Raw genomic sequence first — 24,277 nt, 5'->3', positions numbered from 1 at the left:
TCTTCATCGGAATCTCCTCGTTCATCCTGCCGAGAAAATTCTACTTCCGCATCCCCTTAAGATCGGGGGGGATTACCTCAGCAGCGCGCCGATGGGCCTGAAATCTTCTCGGAAATGCCGCGCGAGATGCAGCGCCGCGGCTAAAAAGGCGGCCAAAGCGGCGAAAATACGCGCGCTTTGGCCTGGAGGGAGACGGAGAGAGAGAGAGAGAGAAGAGAGTGGGGCGCGCGGTCAGGAGGTACCGCGTGCCGTGTTTTCAAAAATGCTTTTCATATGGCTGTCGAATTCGTTCCAAGTGATGACAGCCCGGTTGCCCGCATGGCCGTGATAATAGGACCGGCCCGTCGAAGTGGGCAGCCCGGCCCAGATCCGGGCGAGGTTTTCCATGAAACGATGGCGGCTGATCTTGCCCTTCATAAAGGGGGTAAATCCCGCATCTTCGAGCAATAGATCGGCCAGCAGGTCTTGGACCTGTGGGGTGAACCGGTCACTCTTGCTTAGCCCCGCTTCGGCGACGAGCGTTTTCAAGGTGTTGGGGATGAACTGGTAGCGCCCGATGGCATGGGGCTGGCCGGGGGTGGCCTTGATCCAGCGATAGATTTCGCCGATGGTCATGCTTGTGGGGCGCTTGGGCGGCTTGATCCGCGCCCCATGCTGCACCGCGTCATAGCCTTTCGCGCCCGCCTCGGCAGAGGCGATGACATGACGCACCGCCGCCGATGGGCCACCGCGCGGGGGCAGGGTCAGTTTGCGGGGGGCCTGTGCATGTTTGACAGGCGTCTGGATCATGGCCCGGTTGAGGTGGATCCGTGCATCCGAGGCGGAAGGCGACAGGGCGAAGTTCAGGCCGGTGACGGCGATCTTGCGGCTGTCGAAACGGGCGAAATCATTAGCATTTGCCGCGCCGGAGAGGGTGGCGGCGATCAGGCAAAAGGCAGTGCTGGCAGCGAGCTTTTTCATCGGAGTTTCCCATCGGGCTGGAGGTTTGCATTGTCCCTGATCATGCGCCTCTAAAATCGATATTTCATTAATGCGGACAGCTAGTTAGCGTCTCGAAAGGATAGTCGGCCCGGCACTTGGAATAGGCCGGGTCGACTTTGGAGCGACGCCGCGCTCTGAAAGAGAAATGAGCCACGTTCCAGATGCGCTTGGAACGTGGCTCTCCCTCGAGGCTGAGTCTCCCGGTCAGCTTCCGAGGAACTGGTCGAACTGGGTCCAGAGTGAGTTGTCCAACAGCAGGTTGAACCGGAAATAGAACCCTTCGTCATAGAGGCTGCTTTGCCCTGCCACCCGGCCACGGGCCTTGTTGTAGCCGAGCGCCAGAAGGACACCTTCGCGCGGGGTGAAGCCAAATTCGGCGCCGATCCCGTTGGAAGAATTGCCCTCGCTGTCCCACAGATGCGTGGCGTTGAGGCCGAGTTGGAAACGGTCGTCGCCGAATTCGTAGTTCAGACCGCCTTGGATCAACTGCGTGGTGGTATTGGCCCGCGCGCCGGCATTGGTGCCGATCTTCTGGTACTGGCCGGCATATTTGCCGTTGATCCGCAGGTCGGCGTCGATCTCGTAATTCGCGTCGATCGACCACAGATGCGTTTCCGTGCTGGCGTGTTTCTCTTCCAGCCGATGCTCATACCAAGCCAGCACATCCAGGCGCGCGTTATCCTTGGGGCGATAGGCGGCCCCGATACGGGTGCGCATGCGGCGGGAGTCCTCGCCCTCGCGGCGGTCGAGCGCGGCACGGCTGCGGGCCAGAACGGTCAGCTCAGGGGTGACTTTGCCCGCGATGCCGAAGCTGGCGTAATGGGTCTTGCCGCTCTCTTCCCAAGTGGTTTCCAGCTCGGCATCACCGACCCAGTCACCATCCGCCGATTCCCAGCTTGTGCCGATGGCAAAGGAGGTGAGCTCTCCGTCATTGGTTTCAAGGTTGCGTGAATGCTCAAGGTCGGCGCGCAGGTTGGTGCTTTCGTTGAGGTCCCAATCGACCGACAGACCCTGCACCATGGTGGTGTCGCTGGTGCCGCTGGTTTTGGTCATCTCGGTACGGCCAGTGACCCATTCGTTCATCGTATAGGTGAAGCCATAGGCCGCGCGGGTGACCAGAGCGTCGCTGCCGAACTGAAGCTCGATCTCGTTATAGACGCGCCAGCCGTTCTTGGGCTCGTCGTAAAGGCCGAGGGTCAGTTCGGTGGGGGCGTCGCCGCTGAGCGGGGCGCGCAGCTTGGCCTCGATCACGGTGCCGGGGCGGGCCGCTGGGGTCCAATGTGCGCCGAGGATCAGGGCGGTGTCGCTCTCGCTGCCGCTGGCGGTGCGGTCCCGGCTGTACTCAAGGCCGATCTCGCCGCGCAGGGTCTTGCTCAGATGCCGGGAATAGATCGCATCCACGGTCAGCCGCGTGCTGTCGTTGATCCGGTCGCGGGTGTATTCCGCGCCGAAGTCGATGTCGCTGCGCCGGTCGATCTCTTCGCCATAGCTCAGGCGGACCTGCGTGGTGCCGGGGCGCGCCAACCCGCCTTGAGCGTAGAAGTCGCGGCCCGTGTGGATCGCCTCGAAAGCGAAGTGGCGGGTTTCGGTCTTCAGCTCATAGGACAGGCGCGCAGCGTTGCCCTTGTCGCCCATGGCGTTCTCCGACCGGGCCACCTCGGCCTCCCACAGACCGCCTTGGCGGTCTTCGTGCTGGAGATAGGCAGAGTGCATCCGCTGGCGGGCCGCGTTGCCCAAGGGGGCGTCGGCATGGACCGCACGGGCGCCGAGAGAGGTCCGCTCGGACAGGGCATAGTTCACCTCACCGCCATAGAGCCAATAGGCTTCGGCGCTCTCGGCCTCGACCTCATAGGTCACGCGGATCGACACGGGGTTGCCGTCGAGGTCGAACTGGCGCACCGGGCTGTCGAAGGTGATGGTGTTGCGAAAGAAGTCGAGCAGATAGTCGGTGCCGCGCAGCAGGGGCGTGGCCGACAGGATATCGCCGCCGTCTTCGTCCCGCACGAGGATCTCCACCCGCTCGGACCCTTGCACATAGCCGCTCAGGTCAAGGTCATAGGGGCCAGAGACACCGCGCCCGCGGATTTCCTGAATCTGCTGCTCCTGCGCTGTCCGGGCGGCGAAGACGGTGACCGAAACGCGGTCGTTCTCCCAATGGCCCTTGGCGCCGGTGGCGACACGTTGCAATCCGCCCAGTTTCAGCGCGCTGGCCTCGGGCGCGATGGCGATATCGCCGTAGAGCACATAGGAGCGGCCTTTCTCTACCTTCACGAAGAGGTTGGACGAAGATTGCGCATCGGCCCCGCGTTCGGAATTGTCGCCGTAGACGGGGTAGTATTCCTCACCCCGGATGTCGCGGAACAGGCTGTCTTCGGTGTCCCGGTCCGAGCTGTAGCGCAGGGTCAGCAGGGCATCGCCACGGATCACCCCTTTGAGGTAAAGCTCACCTCGGATCCCGGTGGTGGTGTCCTCGAAGGCGCTGATGCGGTCTTCTTCGATAACATTCCCCGCATCGCCGCTCAGCGAAACCGCGCCTTCGATCACACCGATCAGCACACGTTCGTTCAGGTCGGGGGTGAAGGTCACCCGCGCCTCGGCCTCGCCAAAGGAGGAGCGCACGGTGATCAGGTCGGGGCCGGAGGCCTGCGGTGGGATCAGGTTGAAGGTCGCCTCGCCATTGTCGAGATAGGCCTGCACGCCGGGCGCGCTGCTGCGGATGTCGGTCACATCCCAAAGCGACCGGCGAGCGGCGAGGGTCACGGTGCCCGATGCGGGCACCGGGCGGCCCCCGGCGTCAAGCACGCGCACCACGACCGGCACCACCGAGGCGGGATTGGCCGAAGCGGTTTCCGGCATCAGGATCTCGATCCGGGCGGGTTTGCCGGGGGCGGTCAGGCGCAGCTCTTTGCGGACGCGTTCGATGCCGAAACCATCACGGCCCACCAGTGTCAGGACGTTCTCGCCCGAGGCCAGTTTCACGGCCACATATTCCAGCGCCTGCACATTGTTTTTCGCCAGATTGGTGCGTTCGCCCACCCGGTCGCCGCCCAGCTCGCGCCCGTTCACCAGAAGCGACAGCGTGAGATCGGCCTTGCCCTTGATCCGGATGTTCTGCGTGGCGCGGGTGACGGCGGTGTCTTCGGCAAAGTCGACAAAGCCCGGCGCGCTATCGAGGTTCTGGATCATACTGTCGAGTGATTGACGCTGCGCCGAGGCACGGGCGGCTTGCGCGACAGAGGAGGCGTCACGCCCGGCCTCTTCGTTCTGCGCCGCAATCATGCCGGGGGTCAGCTGTGTGGTGGTGGCGATGCCCGCCTCACCGCGCACCGAGCGGGTGCTGCTGCGCTGGCCGTCGATCGGCAGATCGGTTGCGTTCATGCCGGGGGTTTGACTTTTCCCGGCGAAATGGTCGCGGCGTTTGCCAACTTCCTCAAGCGCTTCGGGAGTGCATTGGGCCACGGCGAAGTTCTCGGTCCGCAACTCGCCCTTCTTCAGCGGCACGATGCGCGAGCCACCCCGGCGCAGATCGTTGGTGCGGGTCACCTGCACCGCGGTTCCGGCGGGAAGGGTTTCGGGCTGCACGAGGAAGGCATGGGTCACCGGACGCATGCCGTTGAGCGAATAGGCGCCATTGATATCGGTCACCACGAAGAGCCCTTCCTGGGTCACGATGCGCACGCCGGGAATGCCGGGCTCATCCTCAACGCGGTCGCGCAGACCGTTGCCGTTGCAATCCATGAACACGGCGCCCAGCACGGTGCCTTGGCGTGCAAAGACACCCCCCGAATTGTCGAGCCGGACCATGGCGCGCGCGGTCTGCGATTGTTGCAGCGTCCCGGTGCCCGCTTGGCGGCCCGACAGGATCGCGCTGTTCTCGTTGCGGCCTTCGCGGGCGGCGGCAGAGAATTGCATCACATAGGACAGCTCATGGCTCGACAGCGGCTCAAGCATGCCCAGGTCAAAGCGCAGATCGCCATTGCCGATCTCTTGCGGGTCGTCCAGCGGCTCTCCGTTGAGGGTCACCGTGCCGGGCACGAAGTTCACACCATAGGCGGGCCGGTCGAGGATTTCGCCGCCGATCAGCGCTTGATGCATGTTGTTGGTGAAGCTCAGCGTGTAGGTGACGAATTCACCGTGACCCACGCGGTCGAGGTCGGCGGCTTTGTCCAGCGCCAGCGGCGTGCCATAATTCGGATCAACCGGGATGTCGGAGACGAACAATGCGCCGCCTGCGTGTCTGAACGCGCGGCCCCAACCGGCATCCATCACATTGCGGCCCATACCGGCATAGTCCAGACGCGCGGAGGGGAAGATCCATGCGGGCGCGTCCATCACGGCATAGCGGTAGTCGCCTTCGGGCATTTCGGAGAAGGTGAAAAAGCCGCGCTGGTCGGTCTGGGTGCGGGCCATTTCGTTGCCCGAACGGGCATCGACAAGCGCCACGGCCACGCCGTCAATCGGGGCGTTGGTGACGGAGTTGAACAGGAAGTTGCCGGGGTTGATCATCAGATCGTCCTCAAGCACCGCACTGTCGCAAGACGCCGTCGCGATGAAGCTATCGCCAAAATCGGTGGCCATGACCTGATCCCCGGCAACGGCGGGCGACATTTGCGCCATCGGGAGGGCGGGGGTGAGGAAGACACCGGTGTTGGCCCCGGTCTCGGTCGCGATGATGGTTTCCACATCGCCGGTCAGCATGCTGCGGATGGTCACCGTCGTGCTGTCGACTTCGGCGCTGATGTTGCAGGCGCCCGAGGTGAGGCGCAGGCGGGTGTCGCTGCCCGGCGTGCCATAGGGCTGGTCCGCGCCGGTCTCGGGGTGTTCAAAGACCAAGGTGCCGACCGTCTCTGTATCGCGGTCATAGACCACGGTGTTGGAGGTCAGCAGCAGGGTGCTTTCTTGGTTGTTGTAAAAGGCCGAGGCGGTGTTCTGCACCTCTACCTTGCCCAAGTCGGCAGGCACCCGCACCGAGAAGCTGGGATCGGTCGCATGGCCGACGGCGTAGTCGCCCTCATGAAAGAAGGCCACCGCATCCACGTCATGGGAAAGCCCGGCCGGGGCGACGCTGACGTAGTGGTGGTCAGGCGCGCCGCGCATGTGAACCAGCGCGGTCATGGTGCCCGAATCCTGCACCGCGTGGAACACGGTGTTCAGCGGGATCGCATCGCGCAGCAAGACGCCGGTCCGGGGCGTGCCGTCGATCACGATCGGCTGGCCCTCAATCTCAGGGTAGCCAAAGGCGTCCCGCTCGGAGTCGTTCCGCAGCCGCAGGGTGTAGGTGATGAGCGCGCCCTCGTCATTCTCGGCGACGACCTGCTCTTTCGAGACTTCGAGCCCGCCTTCCTCAACCCGCGAGACGCCCATGGCGTCTTCGGTCAGGCGTTGGCCATCTTCGGTCACGGCAGAGGCGGTCAACATGCTGGCGAATTGGGTGCTTACGGGCGTCTCTGCTGAGATGCGGAACTCATAGATCAGTTGCAGCCGTTCGCCAGCCGCGAGCATGATGGGCGCGGACATGTCGACCGCGCGGTCCTCGGCATCGATCAGGCCGTTGCCATTGAGATCGGGGAAAAGCGATTGGCGCGACATCATTCTGGCGCTGCCTTGCTCGCCGATGCTGACCGATGTGGAAAGCGGCACGTTGCCGCTGTTGATGACGTCGAAATGGTAACGGCCAAAGGCACCGCGGGTCAGCAGAAGGTCGGAGTAGCCGGTCACTTCCAGCCCGGGAACCGCGGCGACTTCGGCCCGTACCGGGTTCGAGAAGACGCGTTCCATGATGCCAAGGGAGGTGTTGAAATAGCTGACTTCTGCCACGTTGCGGATGAAAGACCCACCGGGGGCCGGGGCGGCGGTGGCGGTCTGGGGCAGAAGGCTCAGGCCCAGTGCGGAGGCGCTGATCAGGGCCAGAGCCGAGCGGGCTTTAGACATAAGGAAACTGCGCATCAGCTTGCTCCTGTTGCGATCCCTGGGAAGGGAGTGAAAAATGGGGGAGACGGAAACGGGGGGAGGAGGGGGCGCCCCCGGGAGAGCATCGCTCAGCCCGGGGGCGCCCGAGAGGTTGCTTAGTCGTCGACCCGCACGGTGAACTCTACCCGGGCAAAGCCGCCGGGAAGGATCGTGCCATGCGTGCTCGATACGTTGGTCGAGGTGACGGTGGCCGTGCTGGTGCCCGGGAACAGGCTTTCAGGGCAGGCGCCGCCACAGTCCGTGATCGCGGTATAGGCCGGGGCCGCGTCCGTGATGATCACATTGTCCGCCGCAGAGGCACCTGTGTTCTCGGCTTCGACCATGTAGCGGATGCACTGGCCGGGCTCGACATCAAGACGTGTCTTGGTGAAGGTGCCCACGGTGCCATCGCAGCTCGCGTCGATGTACTGATACTTGCTCAGTGTGACATCGCCCGAGATGATGACCACGCGGTCTTCGACGGCGTTGTTGGTCTGGTCGATATCGGTCCCGACACCGTTCAACGTGTTGTTGATGGTGATGGTGCCGACTTCGGACACACCTTGGGTGGCTGTCGAAGGCGTCTGCACACGGTAGATCAGCGAGATGCTGTCGCCCGGGGCAAGGCCGTTGACACCCGGCGAGACACCGTCGGTCAGGTCATCGAAGTTGTCGATCACCGGTTCGGACGGATCGATCACGCCGTTGCCGTTCTGATCCCAGAAGATCGCACCGGAGAAGTTGGTCAGACCCGATTGCGTGATCGACGCCTCGGTGATGGCCACGTTCCCTTCGTTCGAGATGGTGTGGAGGATGTCCACGATACCACCCGGCGAAGCCTGCGCGCTTTGGTCTTCGATGATCTTCACGTCATAGATTTCATTGACCGTGACTTGGTTGACGATCCGGTCACCTTGGCCCGAGACGGAAGAGACGACCGCGACGTCGACCAGCGTGTCACCCGGCAGGGCGCCATCGGCTGGCGTGATCACGGCGCGGATGGCCTGCGATGCGCCTGCGGGGATGGTGCCGGTGTTCGACACGATCGAGCCGTCGGGCAGCTGGAACTCAACCGTCCAGCCTGCGGGCAGGGCCTGATCCAGCGACAGGTTGAAGCTGTCCGAGGTGGGGCCGTTGTTTTCGACCAGCATCTCGAAGACAACCGGTGCGCCCGGGTCTGTCGACTGGGTGACCCATGGGTTGCCACCGTTCGTCGGTGCCGCGCCATCGCCTTCGGAACCGACGACGGCGTTCTCAAGATCGACCGAAGCCGCAAGAACCGCGCCGGTGAATTCGGCGGTCGACACATCGCTGACGCCGGAGTTGTCCGAGGTCGTTGTGATGACGGCGGTGTAGTTGGTGGTGGCTGTCGGTGCGACATCGGTTGGCAATGTGGCGATCAAGGTCACCTTTGCGCTGTCACCGATACCCAAGGGACCGACAGAGCCGACCACCGGTGTGATACCGTCGGCGCCCACAAAGCGGAAGGTGGTGCCAGCCGGGAAGTCGCCATTGGTCACGTCGAGGGTCAGGCTGTCCGGGCTGTTGGAGAGGTTGGTCAGCACGAATTCCTGACGGATCGTGCCGCCCTGATAGACATCACCGGATTCCGTGACGACATCGTTGTTGGCCGCGTCATCGTCGGTGGCCGAGGCAATCGCCGGGTTGGCCGTGCCGTTGGAGTTGATCGCCGTATCGGCAACCGCAACCGCATATTGGTTGTCCACGGTGACAGAGGCGGTGTTCGATGGCGGGAAGGCCACGCCGTCAACGTCCTGGGTCGCCACGTTGGTAATGATGCCCGCGTTGGCGGTATCCGCGATCACGGCACGGAACGTCACCTCACCCGAGCGGCCAGAACCGACAGAGGAGATCAGGAAGTTGACGTTCTGCGCGTCGTCATAGTCCCAAGCGATGGTCTCGCCAGAGCCGTTTGTCGTGTCGACCACGGTGGAGCCGTTGTTATCGTCCAGCGGTGTGGCGGAGTCAGACCAACGGGCCGAGCCGGGCACATAGGTCAGGCGGCCATCAAGCACGTCCTGCACAGAGTAGTTGTTGGCCGCGGCCAGACCGGTGCTGGAGTAGGTCAGCGTGATCGTTACCGTATCGCCTGCGTCGATGATATTGGGGTTGCCGCCCGAAGCCGGGTCCGCGGTCATCGATTTGACCAACTCGACAATCGCGTCGTTGGAGATTGTCAGCGTGTCTGTGTTGGTGCTCAGCACGGTGCCGTCGAGGGTCGAGGCCGCCGTCACGGTGATCGTGTCGGAACCGGTGGCCGTGGAGGCGACGGAGGCTTCGATCACGATGCCGAACTGCTCACCGGGGGCGAGGGTCGGTGTCTCGGTCAGCGGGGTGACGCTATCGGCCACGCCGTCCATGTTGGCGTCGGGGTAGAAGACCAGCTGCGAGGTGTCGAGCGTGCCGCTGTTGGTCTCAACCGCGGTCAGTGCGAAGGCATCCGGGCCGTTACCATCGTTGGTGATGATGTGCGGCAGGAACGCCTTACCGCCGGGGGCGATGGTTTCGGTGTTGTCGGAGGTCAGGGTGACGCCGGCAACTTGCTGAACGACTGTCTCAACGGTGTTGGAGGTTACCGTGATCGTGTCGCCCGCGGCGTTGGTATAAGTCGCCACGGCTTGGTTGCCGATGACAGAGCCCGCTTCGGGTGCCGCGAAAGCGACAGTGCCGATCACGGCGGTCAGAGCAACGGCGCTTACGGAGCGCAGGAAGGTTGTTTGGTGTTTCACGTTAATATTCCCTAGTTCTATAGTAGTTGGAGAGAGAGTGGAGAGAGAGGCGCCGGGATTAGTTCAGGCGCACGCGGTAGCTGTTGAAGGCGGAATCGCCTGCTTCGAGCGGTTCGGAGAGGGTCCAGCGCACGGCGGCGACAGCCTCTTCAGGAAGCGGCTCTTCGGTCATGTTGCCATCGGCATCGACGACCTTGCGGATGGCGGGAACGGTGGACCATTCCAGCCCTTCCTGTTCGGGGTCCATCTCGGCCTGGACTTCAAAGACCGCGGCGACAGAGGTCACTTCGGCACCCAATGTGATAGAGACGCCCTCAGGGACCGGCGCGGCGATGACGAGCCCTTCCATGGCGCCGTCGGTCATGTTCTGGTGACGCAGCTCATAAGAGATGACTTCGCCCGGGCGGACCGTCTCACGCTCTACGAGGACTTCTTCGCCCTCGGCATTGGTTTCCACCACGCGGAAGGAGAATTCGCTCGTGAGCGCGTCGGCGGCAGCCGCGAAACCAGCGAGCGACAAAGCCGTACTCGTGATGAGTGTCTTGGACAATTGGGAGATATGGATACGCATCTAGTAGTTCCCTTGTTGGCCGGTGAAGAGCCGGCGATTGCAATGAACGGACACGCTCATTGCGTTGTCCTGTTCTCATCTTCGGGGAACCGGATACCGATATCATCTGAGCGAACGGTTAACTCGCTGAGCCTGTGGTCAGGCGCTTAGCCGAAAGGATAGGTGACCCTATCAGGTCGCGCCGCGGCCTATCATTTGGCGCGGAAATCGGGCCGGGCGCGGGCTCCGCAGATGGTTAATTTTGCTGGGAAAAATGGGGCTCCCGAATCTTTGATTCGTCGCGGGCCGCTATAGGCCGAACGCAAAAACGCCCGCACGAGGCGGGCGATTATGGTTTACGCTCAGGGGGAAATCGGGGCGCTACAGCGCACGCGCTGGGCCGATGCCGGGGATGGTTCATGGGTGTGAAACGGGCCTCAAACGAAGCCCGCGTCGCGCGCAATGATCGCCGCATCGGTACGATTCTTTGCGTCCAGTTTTCGGCAAAGTGTTTTGACATGCAGTTTGATCGTCACTTCCTGCAGATCGAGGTCGCGGGCGATCTCTTTGTTGGACTGCGCGTTCATCAATCCGCGCAGCACCTGGCGCTCTCGCTCGGACAGGGATTTCTCGAAATCCGTTTCTTCGGGATTGTCCTTGCCCGACATGAAGGTGACCGGGGCATAGGTCTCTCCCGCCGCCATGAAACGCACCGCGTTGACCAGTGACTTGGCGGGCAGCGTCTTGGGCAGAAAGCCGATCGCCCCCATTTCGAGCGCCTGTTCGGCAATGAGCCGAGTGGCGGTGCCGGAGATGAGCCCGACCGGGCGACCCTCATTGATATCAAGAACGGTTTGCAGACCCTGCAAGCCCTTCATGCCGGGCATCGTATAATCCAGCAGCACCAGGTCGTAGGGCGGCTCTGATTTGATCTTGTCCAGCGCTCCGGCCAGATCGCTTGCCGCTTCGGTGACGGTGGCCCCATCCGCATCAAGAAACATGGCGATGGTCTCTCGGACCATGTCGTGATCATCGGCAATTAAAATACGCAAAGACATAATAGATCTCCTGAAGCCAAAATGGCCGGCGTTCTCTAATTGGTAGAGTGTGCCCGTTTCAAAGGAAAGATGAAAGCCCAAGGGGAAAGGGGGGCAAAGGCATGCGCCGCTATCCTTTGGTATGGCAATGCGGGGCGCGCGGGGACAGGCGCACCTATCCTTTGGTATAGGGGGGATGCGCTTCTGCGCCTTCGCGCCTGTCATTCGGGCAGGGTATGGTCAGGTCACAACGCCAGATAAGGAAATTTGACATGACCTTTCAGTACCTCAGCAAGACCATCACCGCGGCTGCCCTCTCTCTGGGCCTTGCGTCGGCGGTTGCCGCCCAAGACGAAGAGGCCGTGCTCGAAGTGACGCTGGCCGAGGAAACCCATAGCTTCACCCTCTCGGATCTCAAATCGATGCCTGTCTCAAGCTTTGAAACAACGACGATCTGGACCGATGGCACGCAGGCATTCGAAGGCGTGTCGTTGAAAGACCTCTTTGAGACGCTGAACGTCGAAGAAGGCACCATCACCGCGACGGCGATCAATGACTATGCGGTGGAAATCCCCATGTCCGACGCGGTCGAAGACGGGCCGATCATCGCCTACCATACCAATGGCGAGGAGATGTCGCGCCGGGACAAGGGGCCGCTTTGGGTGGTCTACCCCTATGACAGCGACATCGCCTATCAGACGGAACTGGTCTACAGCCGGTCGATCTGGCAGCTTGACCGAATTAGTGTCGAGTAACTGACAATGGCGCAGAGGGCTTGGATGAACGACGCAGGAAAATTCGGGCCCGCGCGCGCAAGAAGCCGACAGGTCTTGATGCTTATCCTCGTGCTGGGGATGAGCATCGCCGCCTATCTGGCCTATAACGTCTGGGATCGGATTCAAGCGCTCGACAGTGCGCAGCAAGACCATGCTGAATGGGTCTTTACGCAGATCGAGATCGAATTCCTCAAGACCGACCGCGCCTTGGCTGAGGCGAAATCCGCCACGCCCGAAGCGTTGGACGAGTTCCGCAAAAGGTTCGACATCTTCTATAGCCGCGTTCTGTTGGCCGAACGGGTGCGCAACAACGCAAAGGCCAAACCGAAAATCCGTGAGTTGCGGGCCCAGCTGGACGGGTTCCTGCCCGCGATTGACGGGTCCGACGCCGAACTGATCGCGGCATTGGACGATATCGACGCCATGTTGCGCAGCATCGAAGACGTGCCCCGCGAGATTGCCCTCGCCTCCATCGCCATTGCCAGCGAGCTGTCCCAAAACGAACGCCATGAGATCGTGCGGCTGATCGAGGTGATGGCGGCGATCGTCTTGATCGTCACCCTTGCCTTGGTCGGGGCGGTCTACCGCCTCTCGCGGCAGGCCAGCCGGTTGAACCGCACATCGCAACTGGTCGAAGAAAACCACCTGCGCCTTGCGACCACCCTTCAGGCATCGCTCGACGCCATCGTCGTCATCAATGAGCGTGGGGAGATCGAAGATTTCAACGGTTCCGCCGAAGAGATCTTTGGCATCACCCATGAGGCGGCGAAGGGCAGGGACTATATCAGCCTTTTGATCCCCCCGGCCGACCGCAGGATGCACCGCGAGCGGCTTGAGAGGTTCCGCATCACCGGCGAGACGGAGGTCGCCGACAAGGGCCGCCGCGAGTTTGAGATGATCGACCACGCCGGGCGCATTTTCCCGGTCGAGATGTCCGTGTCGCAATCGCCGATGGGGCAGGGGTCGCTCTTTATCGCCTATATTCGGGACATCACCGAAAAACGCCTTCGCGAGGCCGAGATCATTGCCGCGCGGGACGAAGCCCTTGACGCCTATCAAGAAAAATCGCGTTTCTTCGCCATGATGAGCCATGAGATGCGTACGCCGCTCAATGGTGTGATCTCGGCCCTGCAACTGCTGCAAGATGACCGGCTTGATGATGAGCAAAAGCGCTATCTCGATGCGGCGATGACCTCGGGCGAGATTTTGTTGGGCCATATCAATGACGTGCTGGCCATTGAACGCAGTGAGGCGGGAACCTATGAACAGGTGCGTCAGACCTGTGACATGACCGTGCTGATGGCGGGAATCATCAATACGATGGACCCTCTGGCAGAGGCCGGGGGCACCCGGCTGCATCTTGATCTGACACAGCTAGACGACAAGGCCATCGTCACGGACCCGCGGGCGATCCAGCAGATTTTGGTGAACCTTTTAAGCAACGCGATCAAGTTCAGCCCCGGCGGCGATGTGACCTTGCGCGGGTGGTTCGCCAAATCCGCCACGGAGGGGGAAGAATTTCACCTTCAGGTCGAAGATGACGGCTCTGGCATTCCGGCGGGGGATATCGACCGTATTTTCGAAGATTTCGTCTCGCTCGACAGCCGCTATGAGCGCCGCACCGGGGGCACCGGTCTGGGGCTTGGGATCGTGCGCCGTCTGGTCAAACGTCTGGGGGGTGAGATCACCTGCGAGTCAACCGTGGGGGAGGGGACATGTTTCACCCTGCGCCTGCCGGTAGAGCTTGCCGATCTGGCCGAGATCAACAGCGATGCGGCCCCCGACCCGCAAAAGCGCGCCGAACCCGCGGCGGCTCAGCGGCTCAACCTTCTGCTGGTGGACGACAATGAGATCAACCGCGAGCTGATCAAGGCGATGCTTGAGAAGATTGGCCATGACGTCACCCTCGCCACCGGCGGGCGCGAGGCGATCGAACTGGCCGGAGACGCGCCCTTCGATGCGATCCTCATGGATATCTCCATGCCCGAGGTGAATGGCATTCAGGCGACCAAGGCGATTCTTTCCGGCGAGGGCCCCAACCGCGAAACGCCGATCATCGCCGTGACCGCCCATGCCATGCCGAAAGAACGGGCGGAGTTCAGCGCCGTCGGGATGTCGGGGTTCATGCAAAAGCCGTTGGATATGAAGGTACTGCGCGCCAAGCTGCGCGAACTTTCGGGGCGCGCGGTAATGCCCGAACAGGCTCTGCCCGAGCGTTTGGCCAGCGCCCAGTCATCGGTACAGGCGAAATCCGCGAAACGGCCCCTGTTGAACGAACAACAAATCGCAGATCTGCTCGACCTGCTGGGCGCGGATAAGCTGCGCGAGCGGGTGGAAAAGCTCGACCAACAAGTCGCGACCGATCTGCCCGACCTGATGGCAGCCGATGCTCTGCCTGACCTACAGGCCCGCGCCCATGCCATGGCCGGGATGTGCGGCATGCTCGGCGCCGACCGGCTGCACGGGCTGCTCAAAGAGATCGAGACCGCCTGCAAGACCGACAAGGGCGAAGAGGCCCGCGCGCTGGCTGAGGCTTTGCCCGCCACCTGCGACGCGACGCTGGCGGCGATGAAGGCGCAGCTTGACCTCTGACAAATCTGCTTGGACGGGGCGGCGGAAACCTATCCTTAAGACTAGTCCGATTATACCCCCGCCCAGATGCAACGATGCGAGGCGCGACCTATAGTTAGTTATGCCCGCCGATAGACGGGTCTGCACGAAGGCGTCATTGACCACACCAATGACCGCGTCCAAGCTGGCAACCGGTTCATTTCGACCGTTTCGCCTGAAAATATGCTTCACGACGCGGGCCTTCTCGGGAGCTGCTGCCCGTTCCCCTACCCCAGGGAGCGGCTCCCTGATAGCTTTGCAGCGATGCGCCCCACCGGTTTTCCCCGTCCCTCCCCTCGGGGGGAAGACCGGGGGCGCATTTGGCGATCTGGCCAGAGCTGTTTCACCTATCCGTAAGTATATCGCGCTATCCGCAGCGGCATCTGCTTTGACCGGACGCACCTTCGCTTTGAGACCGACAATTCGCGATAAATGTCCGGTAGATATTTGTTCGTATTCTCGCTGGGGGCCTCGTTGCGCGGGCTCTCCGGTTCGGACCGAAAGGTGAATTGTGAAACGTCTCTCCAACCGAAAAGCGCTGCGCGGTGTCTCCCTCGCCGTTTGCGCCGCGCTTACCGTCTCCTCCTCTCCCGCGGATGCCGGGGATTTCTCGATCGATTGGTCCACTTTCGATTGGCCCGCAGGCTTTGCCGGGCCTTTGTTGCGGACTCTGTCGGACCAATATGGTTTCGAGATCGACACAACGGTCGAGATCACCGGCAATCTGCGCCCCTATAGCACTGATGCGCAGGGCAATCCGATCTTTACGCCCGACGATGTGAATGTTCTGGGCGGCGGTGTCGATTCGCTTGTCATCGTGGGCGATGCCGCGCCGAATGCGGGGCGGCGCGGCGATGACCGGATCACCGCCAGCGTCTCGGCCAGTTCCGGCGGCGTCGCGTTTCAGGTCGACAACCTTACCGTCGACATCCTCGACATTGACCCCACCGACAACCACAGCACCGGGGACCGCTGCGATTTTGTGACGGCCTTTGGCGATAACGGCAACCCAAGTATCACCACATTGGGGCCGGCACCCACCGTCGTGGTCGGCCCCGGGCCGGGGTCCGGCGACACCGGCCTGCTGAACGGGAACGAGGCGCAATGTCTTTTCATCGACGGCAGCGCCTTCCTCTCCCCTGGCTCGGGCGATGATACCAATGGGTCGATCCGGCTGAGCTACCCCAATGCGACCTCACGGATTGAGCTTTGGTACGACGAAAGTATTGGCGAGGTCCGCAGCTACTACAATCCGGTGACCCTGCCCTATGATGCGGGGGCGCGGGGGATCGGCATCTTCGCCGATGTGAACTTTACCACCGAACAGACAATCAGCCTTGCACGGTTTACCAGCCCGCTCTCCGCGCTTCAGGGCACGACGGTCACCTTTATCTATGAGGTGACCAATACAGGGGAGCTGCCCTTCAACCCGAACCAAGACGTGGTGATCGAAGACAGCCTTGTCGGCACGGTCACCTGTCCGGCCATCACCGCACCTGTGGCCCCGGGCGGCAAGGTGACCTGTACGGCGGAATATACCGTGACGGCGGCGGATGCCCTGTCGGGCGCGGTCGACAGTACGGCCACGGCGGGGATCGGCGCGATCGGCACGCCTTTCGTGTCGCGCCTGCAGTCCAATCCGCAAAACGCCAGCATCGTCGCCAATGTCCTGTCCACCGACACCGGCCCGCAAACCTGTACGCCGCGGTCGGTTTTCGCGCAGCCGCGCACGCAGCTGGCCGGAGCGGGCAGCGCGGCGGCGCTGACGACCTCGGACATCTTCGTCTTTGATAATGTCACCACCGACATCAATGGCAACGATCTGGATGTCGTGTTTCAAGCGACCCAGATCAGCAACGCCACTGCGGTCAATATCGACGGCTCGCTCGAAGCGCGGATGACACCCGCTGACAACGGCTTCGTCACCTACCGTTTGCGCCTGGTCGAAGACGGCAGCGCCACCCCCTCGAACCCCCAAGGGCGGGCGGTCGAGCAAAGCCGTATCAACGGCGTGATCGTTCAACAGACGGATGTGGACAGCCGTGGGACATCGGATGATAGTTCGGATGTGGTCGGCCCGCTGCTCGCGCCCGATGGCATTTCCTATTTCCACACCGCCCCGCTCGCCGGTTTTCCCGCCGGGGGGCAGGCGATCACGATGGACCCCGCCAAGGTGGGTGACCCGACCAATTGGACGGAAGAGCCGAACGAGACCGGTTTCGACAACTATGCCACCTATGAATACGGCACCTTCACCGAGGGGGAGTTCATCCACGGCTATACCGGCAGCTCGCTGAACAACGCGCGGCGCGGCTCGTCGATCCGGCTTTGCGCGGTTGCGAATACCTCGGCCAGCGTGGTGGCGGGCGACGATGACTATACCGCGACGCCGCTCAACAGCCTGCTTGGCGGTACGGCGGGAGAGGTCATGTCCAACGACACGATCAACGGCTTGCCTGCCGCCTTCCCCACCGCGACGCTTGCGGTGCTGACCGAAGCCATACCCCAGAACAGCGGTGATCCGGTGCCCGTGCTGGAAACCCAAGGCGCCGATGCGGGCCGGGTGATCGTCCCGCCGGGGGTGCCCTCGGGCACCTATCTGATCGACTATGAGCTTTGCGACAGCATTGACCCCACGCAATGCGACCGGGCGCAGGTCACGGTCGCTGTTTTCGACGGGCTCGGGGTCGACTTTGGCGATGCGCCGATCTCTTACCTGACCGCCTCGCATGGGGTCAGCGATACGCCGCAGGTCTATCTTGGCGACGTGCCGCCCGATATCGAACTGGTGGCGCAGTCCGATGCTTCGGCCACGGCGGACGACCTGTTGGACAGCAATGACGAAGACGCGGTGGTCTTTCCGGTGATGACCCAAGGGATGATCAGCACGCTCAACATTCCGGTCAAAGGGGCGGGCTACCTTCAGGCGTGGATCGACTTTAATGGCGACGGGGTCTTCGAAGGGTCTTTCGGCGAAAACATCGCCCGCGACCTGCGTGACGACGGCACAGGCTTTGACGATGTGGCAGGCGACGGCGTGATCCAGATCGACGTGACCGTGCCCAGCGATGCCACCACCTCCACCACCTTTGCACGGTTCCGCTACTCCTCCGAAGCCGGGCTGCCGGTGGCGAGCTTTGCCGTCGATGGCGAGATCGAGGATTACTCCCTCATCATCGCCGCCGCCGATCTGGTGGACCGGGGCGACGCGCCTGCCAGCTATGGTGAGCCGCGCCATATCATCGTGCCGGACATCTACCTTGGCGGTGGCCTCCCCGATTCCGAGACCGAGAGCATGTTCAGCGCCAATGCCGATGGTGACGACCTCGACGGGATCGACGACGAGGATTCCATTGCCGAGTTCCCGGTGCTTGAGGCGGGCACCATCGTGCCGCTGACCATTCAGACCCATGAGACCCTCAGCGTGCAACTGGCCCTTGGTCTGCCGGTGACCGAAGGCATTACCAATCTTCAGCTCTGGATCGACTTCAACCAGAACAATGTCTTCGACCCGACCGAACAGGTGGCCATCAACTTTCGCGACGGCGGCTTGGGCGATACGGATGGCGCGTTCAACAACCAGATCAGCCTGAACATTCCCGTGCCGGTCGATGTGGGCAATGGCACCACCTATGCCCGCATCCGCTGGTCGACCTCTAGCGCGCTGACCCAAGACCCCTTCAGCGGTCTGAACTTCGATGGGGAAGTTGAGGATTACCTCGTGACCCTCGTCAATCTGTTGCCGCAGGGCCGGATCGGCGGAACGCTTTATGAGGACGCCGACAGTTCCGGCAGCCGCGACGGGGCCGAAGCCACGCTGCCCGCGGGCATCACCGTGACGCTTTTCGACGATGCAGGCACGCCCGGCGACCGGGCCGATGATACGCAGGTGGCGGTGACCGAAACCGATGCGGCGGGGGCCTATTCCTTCAGCAACCTCGACCCGGCACATGCCTATCTGGTCGAAGTGGATGAGGCCGACCCTGAGATACCGGCGGGCCTCACCCTGACCACGGGAAACCCGATCGCGAGCCTTGCTGTTGATGCGGGCAGCGGCAGCCCGGTAAGTTCTGATTTCGGTTTTGAAACCCTGCCGACTGAGGCCGATTTGGCCCTGACCCAAACCATCCTACGCGCGGCGGACGCCAGCCCCGCGACAGAGGCCACGGTGGAAGAGGCGCTCGACCTCGTGCTGACGGTGACCAACACCGGCCCCGGCAGCCCCTCGGATGTGCGGGTGCTCGATCTCATCCCCGATGGCTTCGCCTATGTCTCGGACGACGCGGCGGCGCAGGGCGATAGCTATGACGCTTCGACCGGTCTGTGGCTGCTTGGCGACGTGCCCTCGGGCAGCAGCCACAGCCTGACCATCCGCGTCACGATGCAGAGCGAAGGCGCCACGGAAAATCAGGCAGAGATCATCGGCGCGTCGCTTTCTGACCCCGACAGCGACCCCGGCACCGGCGCGCTGGTGGATGACCTCGGCGATGGGCTGGTCGATGATGACGAGGCGCTCGCCCGCGTGACCCGGCGTTCCAACGGTCCGGTGCTTTCTGGCGTGGTGTTCTTTGACATCGGCGCGGGGAGCGACGCCTATGACGGGGCCCAGCAGACTGGCGAGGCGGGCACGGACCGCGCCGTGGTCGAGATTTTGGATGCGGGCGGCGCTTTGCTAGTCACGCCCGATCTGGCGGCGGACGGCACATGGCGCGCGGCCTTGCCTGAGGGGTATAGCGGCGCGGTCACCGTGGTGGCCCAGCCCGGCGCGGGTCTGCTCAACGTGTCCGAGGGCGGCGCGGCCTTGCCCGGCGTGGTGAACGGCGATCCCCATGACGGGCGCTTCACCTTCACCCCCGCGGCGGGCACCGCCTACGCCGGGCTCGGCTTCGGCCTTATCGAAGCGGCGCGGCTGAACCAATCGCAGGACAAGACGATCCGGGCCGGGCAGGTCTTGGCGCTGCGGCATGAGTATATCGCCTCGGCCCCCGGAAGCGTGACCTTCAGCGTCACCGCCGAAGCCTCGACTCCCGAAGGGGCCTTCTCGACCGCCCTTTACGAGGATACGGATTGCGACGGTACGCCGGACCAAGCGATCTCCGGTGCGCTGCCCACCGAGGCGGGCGATCTGATCTGTGTCCTTGCACGGGTCACCGTCTCGGGCGCGGCAACGCAGGGATCGACCTATCGCTTCGATCTGGTCGCCGACACCAGCTATGGCTCCAGCGGCCTCGCCCAGCGAAACGTCAACACCGATCGGCTGGTGGTTGAGGCGGCGCAGGGCACGTTGAAACTGACCAAAACCGTCCGCAACGTGACGCGCGGCACGCCCGAAGGGGTCAGCAACGGCGCCGCTGCCGGGGATGTGTTGGAATACCGCATCTATGTCGAAACCGTGGGCACCGTGCCCGCGCGCGACATCGTCGTCTACGACAAGACACCGCCCTACACGGCTTTGGCCGCAGCGGTGCCCAGCCCGGTCACCCTGGCCGATGGGGTGACCTGCACCTTGGACGCGCCATTGGCAAATGCGCCGGGCTACGACGGGGCGCTGCGCTGGTCCTGTACGGGGGCGCTGCAACCCGGCGCGCAGGGCTTCGTCTCCTTCGAGGTCAGCATCCAATAACCACACCCGGGGCCGCTTCGCAGGCGGCCCCGGCGCAGTCCCAACCCATGATCCGATGAACTGACCTGTTGCATCCCCGCCCGCAGCGGCATAACAGGCAATAGTTTACTAAAAGAATCGGATTAAGGGGGCCGCGGTGCTCAGAACGTTGTCATTCATTTGCTTGGCCTTCGGCGCGACCGCCGCCATGGCGCAGGACTTTCCCGTCACCGTTGAACACGCCTTTGGCGAAACCACCATCGAAGAGCGCCCCGAGCGGGTTGCCTCGGTCGGTTGGGCCAATCACGAAGTGCCCTTGGCGCTTGGCATCGTGCCGGTCGGCTTCGCCCGCGCCTCATGGGGGGACGACGATGGCGATGGGCTGCTGCCTTGGGTGATCGAACGGTTGGACGAATTGAACGCCGAGGTGCCCACGCTCTTTGACGAGGGCGATGGCATCGATTTCGAGGCCGTGGCCAGCACCCAGCCCGATGTGATCCTCGCCGCCTATTCCGGCCTGTCGCAGTCGGACTATGAAACGCTCAGCCGCATCGCCCCGGTCGTCGCCTATCCCGAAGCGGCATGGACAACGACATGGCGCGAGATGATCCGCCAGAATGCGGCGGGCCTTGGCATGGCCGAGGAGGGCGAGGCGATGGTCGCCGAGATCGAAGAGCGGATCGCGACCGCCCGCGCGGCGCATCCCGAACTGGCGGGCAAGACCGGTATGTTCGTGACCCACCTTGATCCGCGTGACCTCAGCACCATCGGTTTCTACGCCGCCGCCGACCAGCGGGTGCAATTCCTGACCGACCTCGGCATGGCGACGCCGCAGGCGGTGCGCGAGGCGAGCGAGGCCGGGAAATACTCGGGCCGTGTCAGTGCAGAACGGATCGACCTGTTTGACGATGTAGACGTTGTGGTGACCTATGGCGATCAGGCGCGCTTGGATGAGCTGGCCAAGAACCCGCTGATCGCGCGTTTCCCGGCGGTCGCCCGCGGCTCGGTCGTGCTTTTGGCGAATGATCCGATGGGCACTGCCGCGAACCCGACGCCGCTGTCGATCGACTATGTGCTCGACGATTATCTTGCACGGCTGAGCGCGGCCGCCACACGCGGCGAATAATGCAGGTGCAGCGCCCCCAACGGCTGGCCGGTCTCGCGCTTTTGCTGGGCCTGCTGCTGCTGATGACCGGCCTGTCGCTGACCGTGGGCGCGCGTTCGGTGCCTTGGGCCGAGATCTGGGCGGGCATGACTGGCCGGATCGAGTCCATCGGCGCTGCGGCGGTCGCGGTGCGGATGCCGCGCACGGCGCTGGCCGTTTTGGCGGGCGCGGCGCTTGGCCTTGCGGGGGCGGTGATGCAGGGCATCAGCCGCAATCCGCTGGCCGATCCGGGTATTCTGGGCGTCAATGCGGGCGCGGCGCTTTTCGTCGTGGTGGGCATCGCTTGGTTCGACATCAGCGGCGCGCAGAGTTTTCTGTGGCTCGGCATCGCCGGGGCGGGGTTGACCGCGATTTTCGTCTATCTGATCGGCTCCGCTGGGCAGGGCGGGGCGACACCGCTGAAGCTTACCCTTGCTGGCACAGCAACTTCTGTGGCGGTGTCGGCCTTCATCATCGCGGTGGTCTTGCCGCGCAATGATATCGCGGGCTCTGTGCAATCTTGGCAGGTGGGCGGCATCGGCGGCGCGAGCTTTGAGACGCTTTTGCCCGCCATGCCCTTCGCGCTGGTGGGGCTGGCGCTGAGCCTCGCCTCGGCCCGGGTTCTCAACGCATTGGCCCTGGGCGAAGAACTGGCCACCGGCCTTGGCCAAAGCGTCGCCTTGGGCCGGGTCATGGCGGCGGCGGGGGCGGTGATCCTTTGCGGCACGGCGACGGCGCTTTGCGGGCCAATCGGCTTTGTCGGGCTGGTCGTGCCGCATCTGTGCCGGATGATCGCGGGTGTCGATTACCGGCTGGTGCTGCCGCTCTCGGCCTTGGCGGGGGCCTCCATGCTGGGGCTGTCGGACGTGCTGGGCCGCGTCATCGCCCGCCCGAATGAGTTGGACGTGGGCATCGTCACGGCCTTTGTCGGCGCGCCCTTCTTTATCTGGACGGTGCGCAATCACAGGATGCGTGGGCTATGAGCGATGTGACCATTACCGCACCCCGCCGTTTCCGCCCTGCCGCGACGCGGCGTGTTCAGGTGCTGGTCGCACTGGCCGCGTTCGTTTCCGCGCTTATGCTCCTGACGCTCAGCTGTGGGCGCGGTTGCCTGCCACCGGGCGATGTCTGGGCCGCGCTGACGGGGGCGCCGGGGGCCAATGCCTCATTCGTGGTGACGGATTTACGCCTGCCGCGCGCGGTCATGGGGCTCTTGGCCGGGGCCAGCTTTGGCTTGGGCGGGGTGGCGTTTCAGATCATGCTGCGCAACCCGCTGGCCAGCCCCGATATCATCGGCATCAGCGCCAGCGCAGGTGCGGCGGCGGTCTTTGCCATCGTTATTCTGGCCCTCGACGGTTGGCTGGTGTCGCTTGTGGCGGTCGTGGCGGGGCTTGGGGTCGCGGCGATGATCTGGGCGCTGTCCTCGCGCCGCGGTGCCGCCGGGGCGCGGCTGATCCTGATCGGCATCGGCGTCTCTGCCATGCTCGACAGTGTGACGGCCTATGTCTTGCTTGAAGCGCCCGCATGGGACCGGGCCGAGGCGATGCGCTGGCTGACTGGCAGCCTCAACGGCATGCAGCTTGTCCAAGCGCTGCCCGTGGCGGGGGCGCTGTTGGTCTTCGGCGGGCTCTTGGCCGTTACCGCCCGCGATCTGGAGGTGCTGCGCCTTGGCGATGACACCGCCGAAGCGCTTGGCGTGCGTGCTGACGCCACGCGGCTGCGCGTGACACTGGCCGCCGTCGGCCTTGTGGCCATCGCCACGGCAGCGACCGGGCCGATTGCCTTTGTTGCCTTCCTTGCGGGGCCCATTGCGGCGCGGCTTTTGCCGGGCACGACCGGGTTGCTGTTGGGGGCAGGGCTTGTGGGTGCTTTGCTGGTCATCGCGGGCGATTTCGTGGGGCAGTTCCTGCTGCCCGCCCGCTTGCCCGTGGGGGTCGTCACCGGCGCGGTCGGCGCGCCCTTCCTTTTGTATCTCATCGTTCGCGCCAATAGAAATGGGGGCACGCTATGACCCACGACCACCGTCTTGAAACGCGCGATCTGGGCGCGGGCTATGAAAAGCGCGTGATTTTGGAGGGGGTAACGCTCACCGTCCCGGCGGGGAAGATCACGGCCATCGTGGGCGGGAACGCCTCGGGGAAGTCAACGCTTTTGCGGACGCTGGCGCGGATTTTGCAGCCCAAGTCCGGCGCGGTTCTGCTGGATGGCGAAGCGGTGCACCAAATGAAGTCGCGCAAGCTGGCGCAGGTCATGGGGCTGCTGCCGCAATCGCCCATCGCGCCTGAGGGGATTGCCGTGGCCGATCTTGTCGGGCGTGGGCGGCATCCGCATCAGGGGCTGTTCTCGCGCTGGTCGGCAGAGGATGACCGCGCCGTGGCCCGCGCGCTGGCCGCGACAGGGACCGAGGAACTGGCCGAGCGTGATCTCGACACGCTGTCGGGCGGTCAACGCCAGCGTGTCTGGATCGCCATGGCCTTAGCACAAGAGACCGACCTGTTGCTGCTGGACGAGCCAACGACCTTTCTGGACGTGGCGCATCAGGTCGAGGTGCTGGACCTGCTGGTCGATCTCAACATGGCGCAGGGGACGACGATCGTCATGGTGCTGCATGATCTGAACCTCGCCGCGCGCTATGCCGATCACCTGATCGCCGTGGGCGATGGCGGCATCCGCGCCGAGGGGCCGCCCGCCGAGGTCCTGACCGAGGAATTGGTGAAAACCGTCTTTGGCCTGTCGTGCCGTATCGTCAACGATCCGGTCTCGCAGACCCCCTGCATGGTGCCAATTGGGCGTCACAAGATCGGGCCGCCACGCAAGAATGCCGCGGCCTGAAAATAACTGACTAATTCAGTCAGATTGACTCTGGTCTCCTCCGTAT

12 protein-coding genes are annotated in these 24,277 nt (G+C 63.5%); 7 read left to right on the top strand and 5 right to left on the bottom strand.

What is annotated here, in order from left to right:
• Nucleotides 1-231: 231 nt before the first annotated feature.
• The 5 genes from ACGYLD_RS16310 to ACGYLD_RS16290 all read right to left on the bottom strand — a co-directional run bounded on the left by ACGYLD_RS16310 (nt 232) and on the right by ACGYLD_RS16290 (nt 11,288).
• Nucleotides 232-960, bottom strand: a complete 729-nt coding sequence (locus ACGYLD_RS16310) for a hypothetical protein (RefSeq protein WP_271692992.1) — start codon at nt 958-960, stop codon at nt 232-234.
• Nucleotides 961-1,185: 225 nt separating this feature from the next.
• Entirely contained in the window at nt 1,186-6,927 is a 5,742-nt protein-coding gene (locus ACGYLD_RS16305) for a hypothetical protein (protein ID WP_394403221.1), read from the bottom strand.
• 119 nt (nt 6,928-7,046) lie between these two features.
• A complete protein-coding gene (locus ACGYLD_RS16300; protein WP_271692994.1) occupies nt 7,047-9,680 on the bottom strand; it encodes an NEW3 domain-containing protein in 2,634 nt (877 codons plus the stop codon).
• A 58-nt stretch (nt 9,681-9,738) separates the two neighbouring features.
• Nucleotides 9,739-10,251: a hypothetical protein gene (locus tag ACGYLD_RS16295; RefSeq protein WP_067263978.1), complete on the bottom strand. Its 513-nt coding sequence runs from the start codon at nt 10,249-10,251 to the stop codon at nt 9,739-9,741.
• A gap of 416 nt (nt 10,252-10,667) precedes the next feature.
• Nucleotides 10,668-11,288, bottom strand: a complete 621-nt coding sequence (locus tag ACGYLD_RS16290) for a response regulator transcription factor (protein ID WP_067267389.1) — start codon at nt 11,286-11,288, stop codon at nt 10,668-10,670.
• 251 nt (nt 11,289-11,539) lie between these two features.
• Here ACGYLD_RS16290 and ACGYLD_RS16285 point away from each other — a divergent pair, with 251 nt between their 5' ends.
• From ACGYLD_RS16285 to ACGYLD_RS16255, 7 genes are all read left to right on the top strand, one after another.
• Nucleotides 11,540-12,022 (top strand): molybdopterin-dependent oxidoreductase, encoded by a 483-nt coding sequence (locus tag ACGYLD_RS16285; RefSeq protein WP_209218349.1) that lies wholly within the window; start codon nt 11,540-11,542, stop codon nt 12,020-12,022.
• Between the two features lie 78 nt (nt 12,023-12,100).
• Nucleotides 12,101-14,635, top strand: a complete 2,535-nt coding sequence (locus ACGYLD_RS16280; protein WP_394403219.1) for an ATP-binding protein — start codon at nt 12,101-12,103, stop codon at nt 14,633-14,635.
• Between the two features lie 529 nt (nt 14,636-15,164).
• Nucleotides 15,165-20,276: a GEVED domain-containing protein gene (locus tag ACGYLD_RS16275; protein WP_271692995.1), complete on the top strand. Its 5,112-nt coding sequence runs from the start codon at nt 15,165-15,167 to the stop codon at nt 20,274-20,276.
• 187 nt (nt 20,277-20,463) lie between these two features.
• On the top strand, nt 20,464-21,381 hold the full coding sequence (locus ACGYLD_RS16270) for an iron-siderophore ABC transporter substrate-binding protein (RefSeq protein ID WP_394403225.1): 918 nt from the start codon (nt 20,464-20,466) through the stop codon (nt 21,379-21,381).
• Nucleotides 21,381-22,382, top strand: coding sequence for an iron ABC transporter permease (locus tag ACGYLD_RS16265; RefSeq protein ID WP_271692996.1), 1,002 nt, complete (start codon nt 21,381-21,383; stop codon nt 22,380-22,382). The genes ACGYLD_RS16270 and ACGYLD_RS16265 overlap by 1 nt, the downstream gene beginning before the upstream one ends.
• Nucleotides 22,379-23,410 carry an iron chelate uptake ABC transporter family permease subunit gene (locus tag ACGYLD_RS16260; protein ID WP_271692997.1) on the top strand — a complete coding sequence of 344 codons (1,032 nt, stop codon included), beginning with the start codon at nt 22,379-22,381 and terminating at the stop codon, nt 23,408-23,410. Before ACGYLD_RS16265 ends, ACGYLD_RS16260 begins: the two co-directional genes overlap by 4 nt.
• A complete protein-coding gene (locus tag ACGYLD_RS16255; RefSeq protein WP_067265489.1) occupies nt 23,407-24,231 on the top strand; it encodes an ABC transporter ATP-binding protein in 825 nt (274 codons plus the stop codon). The genes ACGYLD_RS16260 and ACGYLD_RS16255 overlap by 4 nt, the downstream gene beginning before the upstream one ends.
• The last annotated feature ends 46 nt before the right edge of the window (nt 24,232-24,277 follow it).

This window comes from Sulfitobacter sp. 1A12056, from assembly GCF_043558125.1.
GTDB lineage: Bacteria > Pseudomonadota > Alphaproteobacteria > Rhodobacterales > Rhodobacteraceae > Sulfitobacter > Sulfitobacter faviae.
The sequence above is the reverse complement of the archived record's forward strand: the minus strand, read 5'-3'. Positions and strand labels throughout refer to the sequence as shown.